The organism is Campylobacter sp. US33a (genome assembly GCF_004378855.1).
Taxonomy (GTDB): domain Bacteria; phylum Campylobacterota; class Campylobacteria; order Campylobacterales; family Campylobacteraceae; genus Campylobacter_D.
The window spans coordinates 1-17586 of the sequence record NZ_RYYL01000012.1 but is presented as its reverse complement, the minus strand read 5'-3'; the positions used below and the strand labels follow the sequence as shown (position 1 = coordinate 17586).

21 protein-coding genes and 7 tRNA genes are annotated in these 17586 nt (G+C 30.2%); 14 read left to right on the top strand and 14 right to left on the bottom strand.

The genetic code is table 11. From position 1 onward, the window contains the following. The first annotated feature begins 97 nt into the window (after positions 1-97). Positions 98-340: a SelT/SelW/SelH family (seleno)protein gene (locus tag ELQ16_RS10430; RefSeq protein ID WP_279586265.1), complete on the top strand. Its 243-nt coding sequence runs from the start codon at positions 98-100 to the stop codon at positions 338-340. 16 nt (positions 341-356) lie between these two features. Here the strand turns inward: ELQ16_RS10430 and ELQ16_RS08450 are convergent, their stop codons facing one another. The 3 genes from ELQ16_RS08450 to folD are packed head-to-tail and all read right to left on the bottom strand — an operon-like array spanning position 357 to position 1923. Next, the gene (locus ELQ16_RS08450; protein ID WP_134239107.1) at positions 357-926 is read right to left on the bottom strand and encodes a DJ-1 family glyoxalase III; all 570 of its coding nucleotides are present in this window, start codon (positions 924-926) and stop codon (positions 357-359) included. Beyond that, a complete protein-coding gene (locus tag ELQ16_RS10050; RefSeq protein ID WP_166739677.1) occupies positions 923-1069 on the bottom strand; it encodes a hypothetical protein in 147 nt (48 codons plus the stop codon). The genes ELQ16_RS08450 and ELQ16_RS10050 overlap by 4 nt, the downstream gene beginning before the upstream one ends. Continuing rightward, positions 1069-1923: a bifunctional methylenetetrahydrofolate dehydrogenase/methenyltetrahydrofolate cyclohydrolase FolD gene (gene folD / locus ELQ16_RS08445; protein ID WP_134239106.1), complete on the bottom strand. Its 855-nt coding sequence runs from the start codon at positions 1921-1923 to the stop codon at positions 1069-1071. Before folD ends, ELQ16_RS10050 begins: the two co-directional genes overlap by 1 nt. Positions 1924-2002: 79 nt before the next feature. Here folD and ELQ16_RS08440 point away from each other — a divergent pair, with 79 nt between their 5' ends. The 3 genes from ELQ16_RS08440 to ELQ16_RS08430 are packed head-to-tail and all read left to right on the top strand — an operon-like array spanning position 2003 to position 3884. Further along, a complete protein-coding gene (locus ELQ16_RS08440; RefSeq protein WP_134239105.1) occupies positions 2003-2353 on the top strand; it encodes a c-type cytochrome in 351 nt (116 codons plus the stop codon). Next, a complete protein-coding gene (gene hemL / locus ELQ16_RS08435; protein ID WP_134239104.1) occupies positions 2350-3630 on the top strand; it encodes a glutamate-1-semialdehyde 2,1-aminomutase in 1281 nt (426 codons plus the stop codon). Before ELQ16_RS08440 ends, hemL begins: the two co-directional genes overlap by 4 nt. Then, positions 3627-3884, top strand: coding sequence for an AtpZ/AtpI family protein (locus ELQ16_RS08430; RefSeq protein ID WP_134239103.1), 258 nt, complete (start codon positions 3627-3629; stop codon positions 3882-3884). The genes hemL and ELQ16_RS08430 overlap by 4 nt, the downstream gene beginning before the upstream one ends. A gap of 27 nt (positions 3885-3911) precedes the next feature. Here ELQ16_RS08430 and ilvA read toward each other — a convergent pair whose 3' ends face one another. The 6 genes from ilvA to ELQ16_RS08400 all read right to left on the bottom strand — a co-directional run bounded on the left by ilvA (position 3912) and on the right by ELQ16_RS08400 (position 9480). Beyond that, the gene (ilvA, locus tag ELQ16_RS08425; protein ID WP_134239102.1) at positions 3912-5123 is read right to left on the bottom strand and encodes a threonine ammonia-lyase; all 1212 of its coding nucleotides are present in this window, start codon (positions 5121-5123) and stop codon (positions 3912-3914) included. Next, complete coding sequence (locus tag ELQ16_RS08420) at positions 5120-5563, bottom strand: CoA-binding protein (protein WP_134239101.1); 444 nt, start codon at positions 5561-5563, stop codon at positions 5120-5122. The genes ilvA and ELQ16_RS08420 overlap by 4 nt, the downstream gene beginning before the upstream one ends. Positions 5564-5634: 71 nt before the next feature. Further along, complete coding sequence (locus ELQ16_RS08415) at positions 5635-6426, bottom strand: HemK/PrmC family methyltransferase (RefSeq protein ID WP_134239100.1); 792 nt, start codon at positions 6424-6426, stop codon at positions 5635-5637. After that, positions 6423-7610: a M48 family metallopeptidase gene (locus ELQ16_RS08410; protein WP_134239099.1), complete on the bottom strand. Its 1188-nt coding sequence runs from the start codon at positions 7608-7610 to the stop codon at positions 6423-6425. The genes ELQ16_RS08415 and ELQ16_RS08410 overlap by 4 nt, the downstream gene beginning before the upstream one ends. A 50-nt stretch (positions 7611-7660) precedes the next feature. Further along, entirely contained in the window at positions 7661-8680 is a 1020-nt protein-coding gene (locus ELQ16_RS08405; RefSeq protein ID WP_134239098.1) for a PAS domain-containing sensor histidine kinase, read from the bottom strand. Positions 8681-8682: 2 nt separating this feature from the next. Further along, positions 8683-9480: a DUF234 domain-containing protein gene (locus tag ELQ16_RS08400; protein ID WP_243832620.1), complete on the bottom strand. Its 798-nt coding sequence runs from the start codon at positions 9478-9480 to the stop codon at positions 8683-8685. Between the two features lie 114 nt (positions 9481-9594). Here ELQ16_RS08400 and ELQ16_RS08395 point away from each other — a divergent pair, with 114 nt between their 5' ends. Beyond that, the gene (locus ELQ16_RS08395; RefSeq protein WP_134239097.1) at positions 9595-10866 is read left to right on the top strand and encodes an aminotransferase class V-fold PLP-dependent enzyme; all 1272 of its coding nucleotides are present in this window, start codon (positions 9595-9597) and stop codon (positions 10864-10866) included. Positions 10867-10903: 37 nt separating this feature from the next. On the opposite strand, the gene ELQ16_RS08390 is transcribed toward ELQ16_RS08395, so the two are convergent. Then, positions 10904-11641 carry a transporter substrate-binding domain-containing protein gene (locus ELQ16_RS08390; protein WP_134239096.1) on the bottom strand — a complete coding sequence of 246 codons (738 nt, stop codon included), beginning with the start codon at positions 11639-11641 and terminating at the stop codon, positions 10904-10906. A gap of 115 nt (positions 11642-11756) precedes the next feature. Between ELQ16_RS08390 and ELQ16_RS08385 the strand changes: the two genes are divergently transcribed. The 9 genes from ELQ16_RS08385 (at position 11757) to ELQ16_RS08345 (ending at position 14641) form a co-directional block, all read left to right on the top strand. Continuing rightward, a complete protein-coding gene (locus tag ELQ16_RS08385) occupies positions 11757-13094 on the top strand; it encodes a sodium:alanine symporter family protein (protein ID WP_134239095.1) in 1338 nt (445 codons plus the stop codon). 88 nt (positions 13095-13182) lie between these two features. After that, on the top strand, positions 13183-13968 hold the full coding sequence (locus ELQ16_RS08380) for an amino acid ABC transporter permease (RefSeq protein WP_134239094.1): 786 nt from the start codon (positions 13183-13185) through the stop codon (positions 13966-13968). A 60-nt stretch (positions 13969-14028) separates the two neighbouring features. Beyond that, a tRNA-Lys gene (locus ELQ16_RS08375) sits at positions 14029-14104 on the top strand. A 2-nt stretch (positions 14105-14106) separates the two neighbouring features. Beyond that, positions 14107-14182, top strand: a tRNA-Val gene (locus ELQ16_RS08370). A gap of 20 nt (positions 14183-14202) precedes the next feature. Beyond that, positions 14203-14279, top strand: a tRNA-Asp gene (locus ELQ16_RS08365). 4 nt (positions 14280-14283) lie between these two features. Further along, positions 14284-14359: transfer RNA gene (locus ELQ16_RS08360), tRNA-Lys, on the top strand. A gap of 27 nt (positions 14360-14386) precedes the next feature. Then, positions 14387-14462: transfer RNA gene (locus ELQ16_RS08355), tRNA-Arg, on the top strand. 6 nt (positions 14463-14468) lie between these two features. Further along, a tRNA-Val gene (locus ELQ16_RS08350) sits at positions 14469-14544 on the top strand. A gap of 20 nt (positions 14545-14564) precedes the next feature. Beyond that, positions 14565-14641, top strand: a tRNA-Asp gene (locus tag ELQ16_RS08345). Between the two features lie 983 nt (positions 14642-15624). Here ELQ16_RS08345 and ELQ16_RS08335 read toward each other — a convergent pair. From ELQ16_RS08335 to ELQ16_RS10210, 4 genes are all read right to left on the bottom strand, one after another. Further along, positions 15625-15858, bottom strand: coding sequence for a hypothetical protein (locus ELQ16_RS08335; RefSeq protein WP_134239093.1), 234 nt, complete (start codon positions 15856-15858; stop codon positions 15625-15627). A gap of 78 nt (positions 15859-15936) precedes the next feature. After that, on the bottom strand, positions 15937-16077 hold the full coding sequence (locus ELQ16_RS10045; RefSeq protein ID WP_166739676.1) for a hypothetical protein: 141 nt from the start codon (positions 16075-16077) through the stop codon (positions 15937-15939). Then, on the bottom strand, positions 16077-16475 hold the full coding sequence (locus tag ELQ16_RS08330) for a hypothetical protein (RefSeq protein ID WP_134239092.1): 399 nt from the start codon (positions 16473-16475) through the stop codon (positions 16077-16079). Before ELQ16_RS08330 ends, ELQ16_RS10045 begins: the two co-directional genes overlap by 1 nt. A 381-nt stretch (positions 16476-16856) precedes the next feature. Next, positions 16857-17117, bottom strand: a complete 261-nt coding sequence (locus tag ELQ16_RS10210) for a hypothetical protein (RefSeq protein WP_208335089.1) — start codon at positions 17115-17117, stop codon at positions 16857-16859. Between the last annotated feature and the right edge of the window lie 469 nt (positions 17118-17586).

The following is a 17586-nucleotide window of genomic DNA, read 5'->3' as shown; positions in this document are numbered from 1 at the left end:
TTGTCGCTGAATTTGAAAGAATTTATAACTAAAATTAAGCTAAAATTTCTTACTTTTGTTTTAAAATGGAAACTTAATTTTTTTAAAGGATTTAGTGATGAAAGTAAAAATTGCTTATTGCAATCTTTGAAATTATCAACCACAAGCTGCAAGGGTTGCAGAAGAATTACAAAATGATTTCAAAGACATTGAAGTGGAATTTGAAATCGGTGGTAGAGGTGATTTCATTGTTGAGGTGGATACTGAGGTGCTTTTTTCAAAAAGAGGCTTGATAGCTTGTGAAAGCGAAAGATTTCCTGAAGTTGGTGAAATCACAAAATTAATTAAAGCAAGGAAATAAACCCTTGCTTTAATTATCACTTAGTTAGCGGAACTAACATACCCTCATAAAGAGCCTTATAAATTTCTTCTCCGCAAAGTATTTTGGCAAGTTCTAAACCAAAAAGAATGGCAGTTGCTGGACCGGCTGCTGTGATGATATTTTTATTTACAACAACGGCTTTGTTTAATCTTGTTCCTTTAAGTCCCACTTCACAACCTGGGTAGCAAGTGAAATTTCCTTCCAGAACTCCTGCGGCATTTAAAACTATAGGTGAGGCACAAATTGCGGCAACGATTTTTTCATCAGCGTGTAATTTTTTGATAATGTTTAGAATTTGAGAATTATTTTTTAAATTATTCATTCCTTCAAATCCACCTGCAAGTGCTATAGCATCAAGTTCCTTTGCTTCTATAGCTTCTAAGGAGCAATCTGCTTTTATTACAATACCATTAGCCCCTTTGACTAAAAGCTCTTGATTTAAAGCCGCAATGATAACTTCTAAATTTTTATCCATCTCGCTTGCTCTTTTTAAAACATCGGCTATACCTATAAATTCAGCTTCTTCAAAGCCTTGTGCTAGAGGAATTAGAATTTTTTTACTCATTTTTTCTCCTTTTTGTTAAATTGTTTATATTTTTCTTCTTTTTCTTTTGCTTTAATTCTCATTTGATAATTAAAGCCCAAAATCAAAAAAACCATAAAAGCAACAAATAAAGCAGTGATAATAAAATCTAAAATTTCTTGCATTATTTTTTAACCTTAAGACGGTTTTGTGCTGATTTGATTGTATTTTCAAGTAGTATAGCTATAGTCATAGGACCAACACCACCAGGCACGGGAGTGATAAAACTTGCTTTTTTGCTTACATTTTCAAAATCTACATCACCAACTATTTTGCCATCCACTCTATTAATACCTACATCAACAACAATTACTCCATCTTTAACCATATCTGCTTTTAGTAGATCAGGACATCCAGCTGCAACGACTATTAAATCAGCATTTTTGGTATACATTTTCAAATCTTTTGTTTTAATATGGCAAATGCTTACACTCGCACCTGCATTTAATAATAAAGCAGACATAGGTTTTCCTACGATATTTGACGCTCCAATCACTACAGTATCTAAGCCTTCAAGGTTGATATTATATTCATTTAATAAACGCATAATTCCAAAAGGTGTGCAAGGCAAAAATCCGTTTTCAAATCCTAAATTTAAATAACCGACATTATTAGGATGAAAACCATCAACATCTTTAAGGGCGCTAATGTTTTCTAAAATAAGATTTTTATTGATGTGACTTGGTAGGGGTAATTGGACTAAAATTCCATCCACGCTATTGTCGTAGTTAAGAGTATTAATAAGTGCTAAGAGCTCATTTTGTGAAGTGTTAGCTTCAAGTTTATAGACTAAAGACTTGATACCGCAAGCTTCGCAGGCTTTTGCTTTACTATTAACATAGGTTTTGCTTGCCTCATCATCACCAACTAAAATTACAGCCAAACAAGGCTCAATCCCTTGTGATTTTAAATTTTCAGCCTTTTTACTCAGTTCGTTTTTTACTTTGATGCTAAGTTTTTTGCCATCCAATAAAACCATAATTTTCCTTAGATATTTATATTGTTTTAAAATAAAAATTGTATCATACTAGAACTTCTTTTTTATTTAAGGTTAGAATTTGAAAATAATATTTTTTTGTATTTTAAGTGCGGTAAAACTTTTTTGCGAAGATTTTATTACTTTTCAAGAGTATGCTAAAATGCTTTATGAAAATCCTCGTGGCATAAGTTGTAAGCATTGTCATGGGGAAGATGGTAGAGAGCAAATTTTGGGATATTATGAGAAAAAGAGGCAAAAAATTCCTTTTGTAGTTCCAAGTATTCAAAATTTAGATTATGAAAAATTTAAAAATTCTTTAAGTGAAGACAAGGAAGGTAAAAGCATAATGCCAACTTATTCTTTAACTGAAAATGAAATTTTAGCTTTATATAATTACATCAAACAACTTAATAAGGAAAAGAAAAAATGAAAAAAACAAACACAAATGCTTTTAAGCAAGCCTGTGAATACATAGTTGGTGGAGTTAATTCACCTGTGCGTGCCTTTTTAAATGTGGAAAGTGAGCCGATTTTCATTGATCATGGAAAAGATGCTTTGCTTGTGGATATTGAAGGAAAAAGCTATATTGATTATGTTCAAAGTTGGGGACCTTTGCTTTTTGGGCATTGTGATAAGGATATAATGAAGGCTTGTAAAAAAGCCTTAAAAAAAGGCTCAAGTTTTGGTGCGCCAACCTTGGCTGAAACAAAGCTTGCAAAGCTTGTGTTGCAAGATTTTCCTCATCTTAGTAAAATTCGTTTTGTAAATAGTGGCACTGAAGCGACTATGAGTGCTATTCGTCTTGCAAGAGGTTTTACGGGTAGAGAAAAGATTATGAAATTTGAAGGTTGTTATCATGGGCATTCTGATTCTTTGCTAGTGAGTGCAGGAAGTGGGGCTGCGACTTTTAATACTCCAAGTTCTTTGGGAGTTTTAAATGAACTTGCGCAAAAAACTTTAGTAGCAACTTATAATGATATACAAAGTGTTAAAGCTTTATTTGATGAGCACAGGGATATTTCTTGCGTTATTATTGAGCCTATTGCTGGAAATATGGGCTTAGTGCCTGCTAAACAAGAATTTTTGGAAGAATTAAGTGAATTATGTAAGGAAAATGGAACTTTGCTTATTTTTGATGAGGTTATGAGTGGTTTTAGGGCTTCTTTTTTGGGTTCTTATGGTATTAATCATATTGAAGCAGATATCGTGACTTTTGGCAAGGTAATAGGTGGTGGTATGCCTGCGGCTGCTTTTGCATCAAGGGATGAAATTATGAATTTTTTAAGTCCTTTGGGTGGGGTATATCAAGCAGGAACTTTAAGTGGTAATCCTTTAGCAATGGCTGCTGGAATTGCGAGTATTAAAAAAGCAAAAGAGGATAAAAATTTATTTGAAAGGCTTGGAAAATTAGCTCGTAGATTAACTTTAGGTTTTAGTGAAGCTGCTAAAATTAATCAGATTCCTTTTCAAAGTATTTATGTTGGTTCTATGTTTGGATATTTCTTTAATGACAATGAGATTTTAAATTATCAAGATGCTTTAAAATCTGATCTGAAATTATTTTCCAAATTTCATCAAAATATGTTAAAAAGAGGCGTTTATCTTGCTCCGTCTCAATTTGAAACAGGTTTTATTTGTGATAAAATGAATGAAAAAATTATTGACTTCACCATAGAAGCTGCTTATGAAAGTTTTAAAAACCTATGAGTAATAAAAAACAAAAAATTATTAAAAAAACCATAGAAGCTGCCGATGGACTAAGTCTTGGAATTTCTATGGTTGTAGCGGTTTTGATTGGCGTAGGACTTGGGTATTTGATGGAAAAATTTTTTAATTATGCTCCACTTTTCTGGTTGGGGGTTTTTTGGGGTATTGCGGGAGCGATTTTAAATGTTTATAAGGCTTACAAGGCACAAGTAAAAAGTTATGAGGAATTTAAAAAAGAAAACCGATATAAATAATTTCAAAGGCTTTCAAACCTTTGAAATTTAAATACTTTCAGTAAAATTAAAACCCTTATCATTTAAGATTTTTCTTACTTCTTCTTGATGTTCTCTACCCTTTGTCTCAAGAGTGATAGAAATCATAGCATCGCCGTAATCAAGTTGGGTAGAGAAGCGATCGTAATCAATTTTAATGATATTAGCATTTGCACTTTTTAAACTATCTGTAAGCTCAAGTAAAGCTCCTGGTTTATCAATGAGTGTAACATTGATTTTCATTTTTCGATGCGCCTTACTTAAACCTTTTTCTATGATGATATTTAGCATTTGCACATCGATGTTTCCACCACTTAAAATTACTCCGATTTTTTTTGAATCCTTAAGATTTATTTTATGGTGTAATAAAGCTGCCACAGCAGAAGCTCCAGCGCCTTCGACAATGATTTTATGTTTTTCTAATAGAAAAAGAACAGCATTTGCAATTTCTTTATCATCAACTTGGACAAATTCATCTACGCTTTCTAAGATAATATTTAAATTGACAGAATTTACATCTCTAACAGCGATACCATCAGCTATAGTGCGTACTGATTTGGAATTTTTTGCTTTTTTAGAGTGAAAGCTTTCATACATCGCAGGAGCACCTTTAGCACTTACTCCGATGATTTTTATATTTGGATTAATTTGTTTTGCGGCACTTGCTACCCCACTGATGAGTCCCCCGCCACCAACAGGAATAATAATGGTATCAAGATCGCTGACATCATCTAGCATTTCAAGCATTAAAGTCCCTTGTCCTGCCATAACAAATTCATCTTCAAAAGGATGAATAAACACCAAACCATGTTCTTTTGCGTAATTAGTGGCAAAAATATAAGCCTCATCAAAATTATCCCCTTTAAGAATAACTTTTGCACCTAAATTTTTAGTCGCACTTACTTTTAATAAAGGTGTGGATTCAGGCATCACAATGATAGCTTCTATGTCAAATTTTTTAGCACTTATAGCAACGCCTTGTGCGTGATTTCCAGCACTTGCAGCTATAACCCCTGCCTTTTTTTGCTCTAAATTAAGATTGGCGATTTTGTTGTAAGCTCCGCGGATTTTATAAGCTCCAGTAATTTGTAAATTTTCATTTTTAAGATAGACGCTAGCTTGACAGAGCTCACTTAAAAATGAAGAGTGAGTAAAAGGAGTTTTTATTGCAAAATCAGCAATTTTTTGTTTGGCTTGGTAAATTTTGTTTAATTCTATCATTGTTTGTCCTTGTTTAGTTTCTCAAATTCAACCCAAATGCAACGATCTTGCATAAAATTAATATGATTTTGCATACATAAAGTTTTAATTTCATCGTTGATGATTCCAACTTGAAGCCAGAAATTTTTAATATTTTTCTTAAGTATGATAGGAAAAAGAATTTGTGCAAATTCAGCTTTTCTAAACATTACAACTGTATCGATTGTATCGCTGATCTCATCTAAATTTCGATAAACTTTTTCGCCTAAAATTTCATCGCAACTTGGATAAATAGGATAAATTTTAAAACCTGCTTTTTGTAAATTTTTAGCAACAAAGTGACTTGCCTTATTTTCATCAGGACTTAAGCCTACAATGGCAATATTTTTTGTGTGCTCTAAAATATTTTTGATTTGTTTTGTTGTTTGTTTGTCGTTAAATTTAATTTCGCAACTTTGCATTGTATTTCCATAAAATTTAAAAATTAAAAACTATAATCATACAACAAAAGTCTTTTAAAAATTTTAAAAATTTATTTTGAAGCAATAAAAGCTCTATCAAAACCTTGTTCGTCTTGAAAAAAGCTAATATGCGAGAATTTATCCTGCAAAAGTTGGCTTAAAATTTCTTTTTGATTGTAGCCAAATTCACAAGCTAGAGTTTTTGCTTTAGTGCGCGAGCTAAAATGAATGATTTGCTCTAAAATTTCATAACCTTTAACTCCGCCAAATAAGGCTTCTTTTGGCTCATTTTGCACCCAAATATCAAGCTTGTAGTCGTTTTTTATATAAGGAGGATTTGAAAAAATAAGATCAAAATTTCCTTTTAAGTCCTTAAAATCACAGAGTGTAAAATCAATCAAATGATCCACTTTATGAATTTTTGCATTTTTTTTTGCAATTTGTAAGGCTAGGGGGTTAATGTCGCAAGCTTGTATTTTAAGATGAAGGGTTTTTGCTAAAACAATGCTTAAAATTCCACTTCCAAATCCTATCTCAAGAATATTTTTATAAGAGTGTTTTTGACAAGTTGAAATTAAATGAGTGAGTAAAATTTCACTATCATAACGAGGGATTAAAACCCCTTTTTCTATATAAAATTCTAAGCCCCAAAAATTAGCTTTTTTAAAGATATATTCAAAAGGCTCTCCATTTTGAAAGCGTTTGATTAGTTTAAAATAAGGTTTTTCATCAAATTCTAAATTTTCATTCAAAAAAAGCCAAGCTCTATCTTTTTGCAAATGCTCGCAAAGTATAAACAAGGCTTCATTTTTATGTTCTAAAAGTGTATCTTTTGCTAAGATTAAGGCTTGTTTGATGGTCAAGCTAAAGCCTTGATTCTATCATAAATACTAGGATGACTAAGGTGAAAAAAGGTATAAATTTGACTTGTTTTAATAAAAGCTTTATTTTCTTTAGCAAGAGCTATGAGTGCATTTTTCATATCTTCTTTGCTTGTAACATTAGCCCCGTGCCTATCAGCTGCAAATTCATTTTTTCGGCTCAAAGCATTTAAAAATGGGGAAAATAAAAGAGTAAAAACATTACCCAAAGTAAATAAAAGCGCAAAAACTCCAGCATTAACACCTACCAAATCGCTTTCTTTGTAAAAAAATTCAGGCAAGTGTGCAAAAACAAAAAATAAAATAAATAACATTAAAGCACCGTTAAATAAAGCTTTGATAATGTCTTTATGCGCAAAATGTCCTAACTCATGCCCTAAAACTGCCAAAAGTTCCCTTTCGTTTAAAGCCTTTAAAAGCGTATCAAAAAGCACTACTCTTTTGCTCTTAAAAAGTCCGCCAAAATAAGCATTTAAGCGTTTATCTCTTTTGCTTGCATCCATCACATAAATTCCATTGGCGCTAAAGCCACATTTTTGCATTAAATGAGTGATTTTATCAAGTAGAATTTCATCGTTTAATTTTTCCATTTTATTAAATATAGGAGCGATTAAAGTAGGGTAGATGAGATTGATAATTAAAATAACACAAAAAGAGAATGCAAAAGCCCCAATCCACCAAAATTCACCAAAAAAATCATAACAAAACAATAAAGCATAAATGATTAAAAAACCAAAAATTACCATTAGGATAAGAGATTTTAAGGTATCTTTAATGAAAAGTGCCACACTCATATTAGAAAAACCGTGAGCCTTATCTTTAATAAAACTTTCATAGATGCTTAAAGGCAAATTTAAAATACTAGTAATGAGTAAAAAAGCTAGTAAAAATAGAGTGTTTTCTAATCTTGAATTCTCGTTAATAAAAAGCTCTTTAAGATATAAAAATCCAAAGCTAAACCAAGAAATATTTATAATAAGACTATAAAAATTTGAAAATATTTTAAATTTTTCATTTTCAATGCCAATGTTAGCGGCCTTTTGATATTCTTCTTCACTTAAAATTTGTGCCTTTTGTTTTCTTTCTTTTTCTAAAAAGCGAATTTGAGCGTAGGAAACAAAGGCATTTAAGGCTGCATAAATACATAAAATCGCAATTAAAGTCATCTTTTTCCTTTTTAAATATTTTTGGCAATTCTAGCTTAAATTCACAAATATCAAGACTCTAAAGGCAAGATAAAATAAAAATTTTTAGGATTTTTTTCAAAACCAAGTTTACCCTTGTGTGCTTTGATGATTTCTTTAGATAATGAAAGTCCTAAGCCATTTCCCTTTAATTTAGTTGTTTTAAAGGCTTCAAAAACTATTTTTTCATCTTTAATTTCGCAACCATTATCATAAATTTGCATATATAAATTATCTTCTTTTAAAGAGGTGGTAATATGTATTTTTGGATCTTTAATTTCAATTTCTTCTATAGCGTCAATGGCATTATAAATTAAATTTTGCAAAACAAGGCTAAGTAAATTTTTATCTGCATTAATCTGTAAATCTAAGAAAGTAAATTCAAAGTCAATATCGCTTGAAAAATTATAAGTATTAATAGCTTGTTCACATTCTTCTTTGAGTTCTAAGAGATTGAAAGTCGCGGTATTAATATGTACACCTTTAGTAAAAAGTAAGGTTGAATTTACAATGCGTTCCACTCTTGCTATGGCTTTTTGCATTTCTAAAACAATGTGTTTGTTTTTAAGCTCGGTTCTTGCAAACAAAGTAGAGCTAAGCAAGGAAATAGAACCTATGGGATTTCTAATTTCATGAGCTAAATGTGCCGCAACGCTACCCATACTTACAAGGCGTTCTTTGCGTTTTTCATTGCTAATATCCGTGGCTAAAACAATGGTTTTTTTATCTTGAGAAATAATTTTTACTGTATAAAAACTTCCCCCAAATTCAAGTTCTTGATCTTTTGTTAAATCAATGGTTTTTAAAAGTTGAGTATTTTTTAATGCGGCTTGATTTTGTAAGAGAATATTTCGGTTTTGATCAAGCACCCAAAGTGCACTAGGTAAAACTTCGATGATTTCATTAAATGTTTGCATTAAGGACATATAACTTTCATTGAGTTGTTTGTATTCGTTTTCTATCACATAACTTTGCTCAATTAAAGATTTTAAGCCTTGTTGTAAAATTTCTTTTTCATTGGAATCTAAACTTTTAAGTATATTTTCGTCCATTATTATCCTTGTAATAAAATTTTAAAGTCCTTTAAATCAAATAAAAGCAAATTTTGTTCTTGATTTTTTAAAAGTTCCCTAGAAAATCCATTTTTTGAAAAAATAACATAATAGTCTATTTTAAGTTGCAAGCTTTCAGCCTTGTGTTTAAGTAAATTTAAGATATTTTTGCAAATTTTTTTATTTTTAAATTTAACTTCTCCTACAATGCATCTTTTTTCGTCTTGATAAAATAAATCAAGCTCGATATCTTTATTCCAAAAGCTACTTACATTTGTGATTTGAAATGTTTTTTCTAGGCATTCTTTACTTAAGCATTCAAAACAAAAACTTTGATAATGCTCAAAGTCTTTTTTTATTAGCTCTAAAATACTTTGAAAATCATTATTTAAAATGAGTTTTTCATTGGGTTTTAAAAAATAAAAAAAGAAGCGTGTGAAGTGGTTTTTGAAAAGTAGTTTGTCTTGGATCACATAATGTCTTAGGTGTTTTTTTAATTTTTGTCTTTTATTGCGGATGATTTTTTTTTCTTTGCTTTTTTCAAGATATAAAATTTGAGAAAGCAAAAGCTCATTAATAATGGAATTTGCTTTGAAATGATTGATTTTTTTGTTAATTGAGTAGCGTTTTCTGTTATTTTTAGCGATTAAATTTAAAGCTTGGTTTGTTTTGTGGTCAAATTTAAACCAAGTTTGAATTTCTTGATAATTATTTAAAATTTCTCTTTCTATGAGGGTAAAAATATTATCATCTGTGTTTTCTAAAGGAGAAAAACCATCAAAAACGCTATATAAATCTATGAGCTTTTCTATTGATAAACAAGGATAGGCTCTAGCAAATTCACTAAATTTAATTTTTTTTCCTTTTATATAAAATATAATTTTATAGTATAATTCTATCAAATTTTATAAGGTTTGATTTTGGAAATTTGCGACTTAAGAAAAGATATTATTTTAAAAAAAAATACTTATTATTTTGATTTTACTGCAAGTGCTTTGGCTTTAAAAAGTGTAGAAAAAAAAATTCAGAAAATTCTTTTAACCTATGCAAATACTCATTCTGATAGTTCTTTAAATTCTTTTATCACTCAAAAATATTTTGATGAGGCTAGAAGGGATATTAAAAAAAGCCTTTCTTTAGATGAAAATTTTGCTCTTATTGCTTGTGGAACAGGTTCAAGCGCTGCTATAAAAAAATTTCAAGAACTTTTGGGTATTTATATTCCACCGGTGCTTAAAGAAAGATATTTTAAAGATACAACTAAGGAAAAATTACCCTTAGTTATCGTTGGACCTTATGAGCATCATTCCAATGAATTGTCTTTTAGAGAGGGTTTGTGTGAGTGTGTGAGAGTTCCTTTGGATGATAAAGGAGAGATTGATTTTGTGGTTTTTGAAAAACTCTTGCAAAAAAATTATCAGCGTCAAATCATAGTTAGTTTTTCTTTAGCTTCAAATGTAACAGGAATTTTAAGCGATTATAAGCGTATTTCATTGTTGGCACGCCGTTTTAATGCTATTGTGGCTTTCGATGCTTCGTCTTTTGCGCCTTATAAAAATATTTCTTGTGAATTTTATGATGCTTTATTTATCAGTTCGCATAAGTTTTTAGGTGGGGTAGGGGGTTGTGGGATTTTGGTGATTAAAAAGCAATTTTGTGGTAAAAAACCTAGTTTTGCAGCTGGAGGAACCGTAGCTTATGTTTCAAGGAATTCACAAAATTATTTATGCAATGAAGAAGCTTTGGAAGAGGGTGGAACACCAGGAATTTTGCAACTTATCCGTGCTGCAATGGCTTTTAAAATTCGTGATGAAATTGGGCTTAGTAAAATTGAAAAATTAGACAATGAACTTAGAGATTATTTTTTTAAAAAAATGCAAGAAATTTCAAATTTGGAGCTTTATGCAAGGAATTTAAAAAACAGACTTCCAATTTTTTCTTTTAATATCAAAGGAATTTCGCCTTTTGATTTAGCCTTTCATTTGAGTAAAAAATTTCATATCGAAACAAGGGCAGGTTGTGCTTGTGCTGGACCTTATGGACATGATTTGCTAAAACTTAAAGATAATGAAAAGCTTTCTTATAAACCTGGTTGGCTAAGAGTTGGTTTACACTATACTCATCAAAAAGAGGATATTGATTATTTTTTTGAAGCTTTGAAGAAAAGTATAAAAGAATTATCTTAATTTTCCAAAGCCAAATTGGCTTTGGAAAATTTTAAAATTATTGCAAATTGTATTTTTCAAGAAGTTTTTGATAAGTCCCATCATTTTGAAGATCTTTAATGCCTTTATTGAATTTAGCTAAAATTTGAGAATTTTTACCTTTATCAAAAGCAAAACTAAATCCGCTACTTCCATCATTTTCCTCAAAGAATCCTTCTAAATCATCATTTTCTGCCAAAAATCCTTTAGAAACATCTTTATCGGCAATAACAGCATCGATTTTTCCAGCTTTTAAAGCAATGATAGCCACCGCAATAGCTTCATTGGCTTCTACTTTAGCATCTTGAATGGCTTTTGCTGTAGGCTCTTGAAGGGTTCCAAGTTGCACCCCGATACTTTTTCCTATAAGATCTTCTTTGGTATTTAAACTAGCATCGGCTTTTCTTTTAAGATATAAGCTTTTAGTGTTGTAGTAAGTATCTGTAAAATCCATATTTGCACTTCTTTCAGGTGTAAGACTCATAGCTGAGGCAATCATATCGATTTTTCCTGTTTTTAAAGCAGAAATTAAACCATCAAAGCTCATTTCAACCCATTCGATTTTCACATTTTCTCTTTTTGCGATCTCTTCAACTAAATCCACATCAAAGCCTGTGAGTTTAGCATTTTCCTTATAATCAAAAGGTTTGTAATTTGGTGCAATACCAATTCTTATGGCTTCGTTGCTATCTGCATTTGAGCAAGCGGTAAATAAAAATCCAAAAACCGCAACTAAAATTAGGAGTATTTTTTTCATGGTTTTTCCTTTATAGATAAATTTTTCGTTATTTTAACTATTTTGTTTAAATATTTGCACTTCATAAAATAAATATATATAATTGCGTTTTTAATTTATTGTTTGGAATTTAAAAATGTATGATTTGCTTTTAAATATCAATGATTTTTTTGTGACTTATATTTTAGTGGGTGCTTTGCTTTTGCTAGGTGTTGTTTATAGCTTTGTATTTAATTTCGCACAAATTTTTAAATTCAAACACAGCATTGCTTATTTTTTTAAAAACAACCAATCAGATAAACTTGCTTCATTGAGATCTTTAGCTATTAGTATTTGTGCACAAGTTGGTGTAGGAAGTGTTGTAGGTGTAGCTACTGCGATTAAAGCTGGTGGTGCTGGTGCGGTCTTTTGGATGTGGGTAGGTGCGTTTTTGGGTATGGCTAGTATTATGGCAGAAGTTCTTTTGGCGCAAAAATTTAGAATTTTTAAAAATAACCAATACTTAGGCGGTCCAGCCTTTTATATACTAGAAGGCTTGAAAGGAATTTTAGGTACAAGGTTTGCTAAAATTTTATCTTATACTTTTGCCTTGTCCTTGATCATAGCTTTGGGCTTTATAGGACAGATGACTCAAAGCAATGCCATAGCCATATCTTTTAAAGATGCTTTTGGTATAAATGAAATTATAAGTGGTTTATTTGTAGCCTTACTTGGTGCTTTTGTGATTTTTGGTGGAGTCAAGCGCATTGTTTTATTTTCGGAATTTTTAGCACCATTTATGGCAGTGTTGTATTTGCTTTGTACGGCTTATGTTTTGTTTAAATTTTCAGATAAAATTTTATTTTGCTTAGAATTTATTTTTATTTCTGCTTTTAATCCTGAGGCTGTGATGGGAGGTTTGCTGGGTATTGGTGTAAAAGAAGCTTTGCATTATGGAATATCTAGAGGACTTATTGCTAATGAAGCAGGTATGGGTTCTATCCCTCATGCTTATGTAAATTCCAAAGACAGTAATCCACTAAATTTAGCCTTTAGTGCTATGCTTTCAGTTTTTATCACTACCATGTTAATTTGCACTGCAACGGCTTTGATTATTTTACTTACCAATACACAGAATTTAAATTCAGATATAATGATGCAAAATGCATTTAGCGTGGTTTTTGGAAATTTTGGAAGTATAATTTTAGCACTTTGTATATTTTTCTTTGCTTTTACAACGATAATAGCTTGGTATTATTTTGCAAGAATTAATGTTTTATTTTTATTTAATGAAAAAATATTAGCAATTTTTAAAATTTTAGTATTATTTTTTATTATTTTAGGGGCAATTTTGCAAATAGACTTGGTTTGGGAATTATCAGACTTTTTTAATACCTTAATGGTTATTCCTAATGCTTTGGCTTTAATCTTGCTTTTACCTCTTGTGAGAAAAATTTACAAAGAGTGCAAAAAGAAGGCACAGTGTAATTTTTGATTTTGATAATGTTTTTTATCAAATTTTAAAAATATTGCGTTAAAATCAATCAAAATTTTAGAATAAAATATTTTTAAAAGGGTAAAAATTGAATTTATTTATCGACAAATTGCAAAGGAGTAAAAAACACAAAAATTTAAGTTTTAGTGCCTTGGTATTTAATACTTCTATTTTATTTGTGACTTTTGTAACTTTTGTTTTGTGTTTTTTAAATTTTAGTGCTTATAATTTTGATTTTACTGCGGTTTATGAGTATAGGGAAAAATTTTTTAAAGGTTTTTTAAATACTATTTTAATCAGTTTTTTTTCTTTGATTTTAAGCATTATTTTTTCTTTGATTTTGGCAAGTTTTAGTTTTAGTCAAATTATTATCTTAAGGATGTTTGCAAAGTTTTATACTGAGCTTATTCGTGGAACACCTTTTTTGGTTCAAATTTTGATTTTTTATTATATCATTGCAGATAGTTTGGGGCTTGAGAATCGCTATATAGCTGGGGTTGTGATTTTATCTTTGTTTTCTTGTGCCTATATTAGTGAAATTTTTAGAGCTGGAATTTTAAGTGTAAGTAATGTGGCTTATGAAAATGCTAAGGCTTTGGGCTTAAAAGAATACCAAATTTATTTATATGTTATCTTTCCTCAAGCCTTTAAAAATGTTTTGCCGCCTTTAAGTGGGCAGTTTGCAAATTTGATCAAAGATAGTTCTTTACTAAGCATTATTGCCCTAAATGAGCTTACGCAAAGCGCGCAAGAGATTAACTCATATACCTTTTCGACTTTAGAGGCTTATATTCCTTTGGCTTTTTGTTATTTGCTTTTAACTTTACCAATTGCTATTTTTTCTAGATATTTAGAATCTTTTTGTCAAAAATAACTTTTAACTCTTGACAAAGCGGTGGTATTTTGGCATAATCACATTTTTATTTTAAAAATTGTCTCGTTAGCTCAGCCGGTAGAGCATCTCCCTTTTAAGGAGGGGGCCGTTGGTTCGAATCCAACACGGGACACCATTGGTCGCTTAGCTCAGTTGGTAGAGCGCCACCCTTACAAGGTGGATGTCATAAGTTCGAGTCTTATAGCGACCACCATTTTTAATCTTTCTTTGGATGCAGCGGTAGTTCAGCTGGTTAGAATGCCGCCCTGTCACGGCGGAGGTCGCGGGTTCGAGCCCCGTCCGCTGCGCCACTTTGTCTCGTTAGCTCAGCCGGTAGAGCATCTCCCTTTTAAGGAGGGGGCCGTTGGTTCGAATCCAACACGGGACACCATTTTTTCGTATATTATTATAGGGTAAAGACCCTTTCGTCTAGTGGCCCAGGACAACACTCTCTCTGTGTGGAAACAGAGGTTCAAATCCTCTAGGGGTCGCCAAAACTTGGTCGCTTAGCTCAGTTGGTAGAGCGCTACCCTTACAAGGTGGATGTCATAAGTTCGAGTCTTATAGCGACCACCATTTTTAATCTTTCTTTGGATGCAGCGGTAGTTCAGCTGGTTAGAATGCCGCCCTGTCACGGCGGAGGTCGCGGGTTCGAGCCCCGTCCGCTGCGCCACTTCTTAAATTAAAATTGAATTTTTGTAGTAAAACTGTTTAATAGATAGGAATCTTAAAATCAAATATAAATCGTAACATAATATTTCATTTATAAAATCCTCCTAATAACTCATATATATACCATAGCCACTAAAAAAATATATCCGCATAAAAAAGTTATTAAAATTCTCCAAGCTCTTAAAAAGATAAAAATTATAGGTACAAAAATAAAAAATAAAATTTTAAAATTATAGATAAACTCATGATATTTCATATATATAAATATTAATATCACAAGCAACAATAATGCAAAAAAATTTTTAGCATAAAGCATATTCAATATAAAAATAAATAGCATAAAAAACAAAATAATAAATTGATTGTAATTGTTACTAATATAGAGATATATCATAGGAATGATAAAAATCCCTACACTACACACAAACCAAGCAATTTGCCCACTTGATATATTGTCTATTCCTTTATTTTCTAGCTTTGTTTTGAGTTTAGAATAAATAGGAATTTGCAAATTTACTCCTAATACAGATAAATTGTTTTATTATAACTGATTTGCTTAATATTTTTGATTCATTTAAATTTTTGTTTTTAAGATATTCTTGTTTTGATTCTTCATCTATTTTGTCTAATTCATCAGGACTTTTATTTTTAATAAATTCTAAGAAAATCCAAAGATACTTTCCAATCCACTAGATAGATATAAATTCTTACATAGTATTTCACAAAAATCTTTACTTTATAAAATTTAAATTTATAATATTTTTCCACCTAAAAACCATAACCATAAGTGACTATAAATATAGTAAAATGTCTATCGCTCTAAAACATATAAAAAATCTGATTATAAATTATCAAAATGCTAAAATTTATCTTTAATGTCAAAAAACTGCTCGTCTTTTTTATCAATTTTCTTTAATGGCATAAAATAAGTCCCCAAAATCTTATAAAGCACTAAAAGTACCAAAGTCGGTATTATCATACTCCCTAATGTAACCCCAACAAAAAAAGTAAAAGATCTACCACCACAATCATAATAACAACAACGGCGAATATAGGTATCATTCCATCCAAAACTGCAGTTTTGTATTTAGACTTATAACGCATTTTGCATTTTTTACACTCAACAACCCCACCTTCTAAAAAAGACTGAAATATCGACAAACTTTCAGTTTTATCTATCTCTTCGCCACATTCTTCACATTTTTGAGTAAACGCCATTTCAATTCCTTGATTTTTAAATTTGTAATAACTTTATTTTAACATGAAATCTCTATTCTAAATTCTCTTAAAAAATTTTTACCTCCCTATTTTATCAAGCTCATCAAGACTTTTGCCTTTGCTAAGTCCTAAGAACACATGAGGGTTTCCCTCACTGCCCATCATAAAGCCCCAATCATTAACATAGATTCCAAGAGAGTATTTGTAATTATATATCATTAATTCTCTTTCTTTTGTTTGAAATTAACTATTTGGCGATAAAGTGTATTGTACTCATAATGATAAGGTGAATATCGTAAATATTTTTCTGTGCCTATATATTCTTTATTATCAAATGCCTTTTGTTCCATTATCTTAGCATTTTCTTTCCAAGTTTTACCATAAAGCAAAGGCTCGCATCTTATATATTTTTTAGAATCATCATGCATAGAAAAACTTTTTCTTGTATAATATTCAAAACCAGCTATATGTAAGTAAAAAATTTCGTCTTCTCTTGTTGTAACATTTTCTATCAACATATACATATGTCTGCTTAAAGCAACACGCCTAGCACTCGTAGAAGGTAAGTTAAACAAATCTTCTAACTTTATACCATGTTTTATAGGTCTTGCATACACTACCTTTCCTACTTCCTCTTTGCATAATCTTTCAAACTCTTTATACTCAGAATCTAAACTTTTGGTATAAAAGCACGATAGCTTGTAGGATAAAAACAACCTTTTACCGAAACAAATACAATTAAACCTGCAATAAAAGGCAATGTAATATATTTCATACTTTATTGCCTTTTATTATGATTTTTTAGATTAGTTATCCTATCTGCATAAAGCCATAAAGGGTGTAAGGGTTGAATTCTTATTATTCTCATTGATTAAATGTAGCATTGCATAACTAGCATCTGTTATATTAGCATAGTCTAAAAATTTAGTGATTAAGTCTAATTTGGCTTCTTACGTTTTAATATTTTTACTCATTTATTATTCCAAAGTTTCAACTTGTCAATCATCTTTCTTAAATTTTTTGTCAATATTCTTACAACTTAATACTTCCATATATCTAAAATATAATCCAACACCCTCATCACCTTTCAAGAATATACCATAACTATCATAAAAATATGTATTAATACGATAATACACTACTTGGTTTTCATTCTTTCTTTCAAATCTAGTTTCCACTATCCTATCTTTTATTTGCTTACTTTTAGGGGTCACTATTATATTCGTTTTATTTTTTATAGATTCATCCTCAATCAACATTTTTCCCGCATTAAGATAACACAACCTCTTAAACTCATAATATTGTGGATCCATATATTTATAAGAACAGCCTCCTGCTTAAGAATAATAAAAGATATACAGGCAAAAGAAATAAAGTAAATTTTTTAAATATTGTTTTAAAATTTATAGTTTTTGTTTTATTTTTTAATTTATAAAAGATTTTAGTGCTAAAATATAAAATGATAGAAAATATAAAAACAAAAAAGAAAAATATAAGAATAAATATTAAAAGATTAATAAAGAATTCTAGCATTATTATTCTTTTAAAAAACAGATGACTTTCATTAATCATTCTTTATTGAAAGTGTGTTGTTTTATAATAATTTATATAATTTTTAAATAAAAATTAAATTTTTTATTTTCTCTTACCAAAATTCACACTTAAATTATTCTTGTGTATGGCTTATCTTAATTTATAAGATCACTTATCCACACTCTTAAGTTGTTG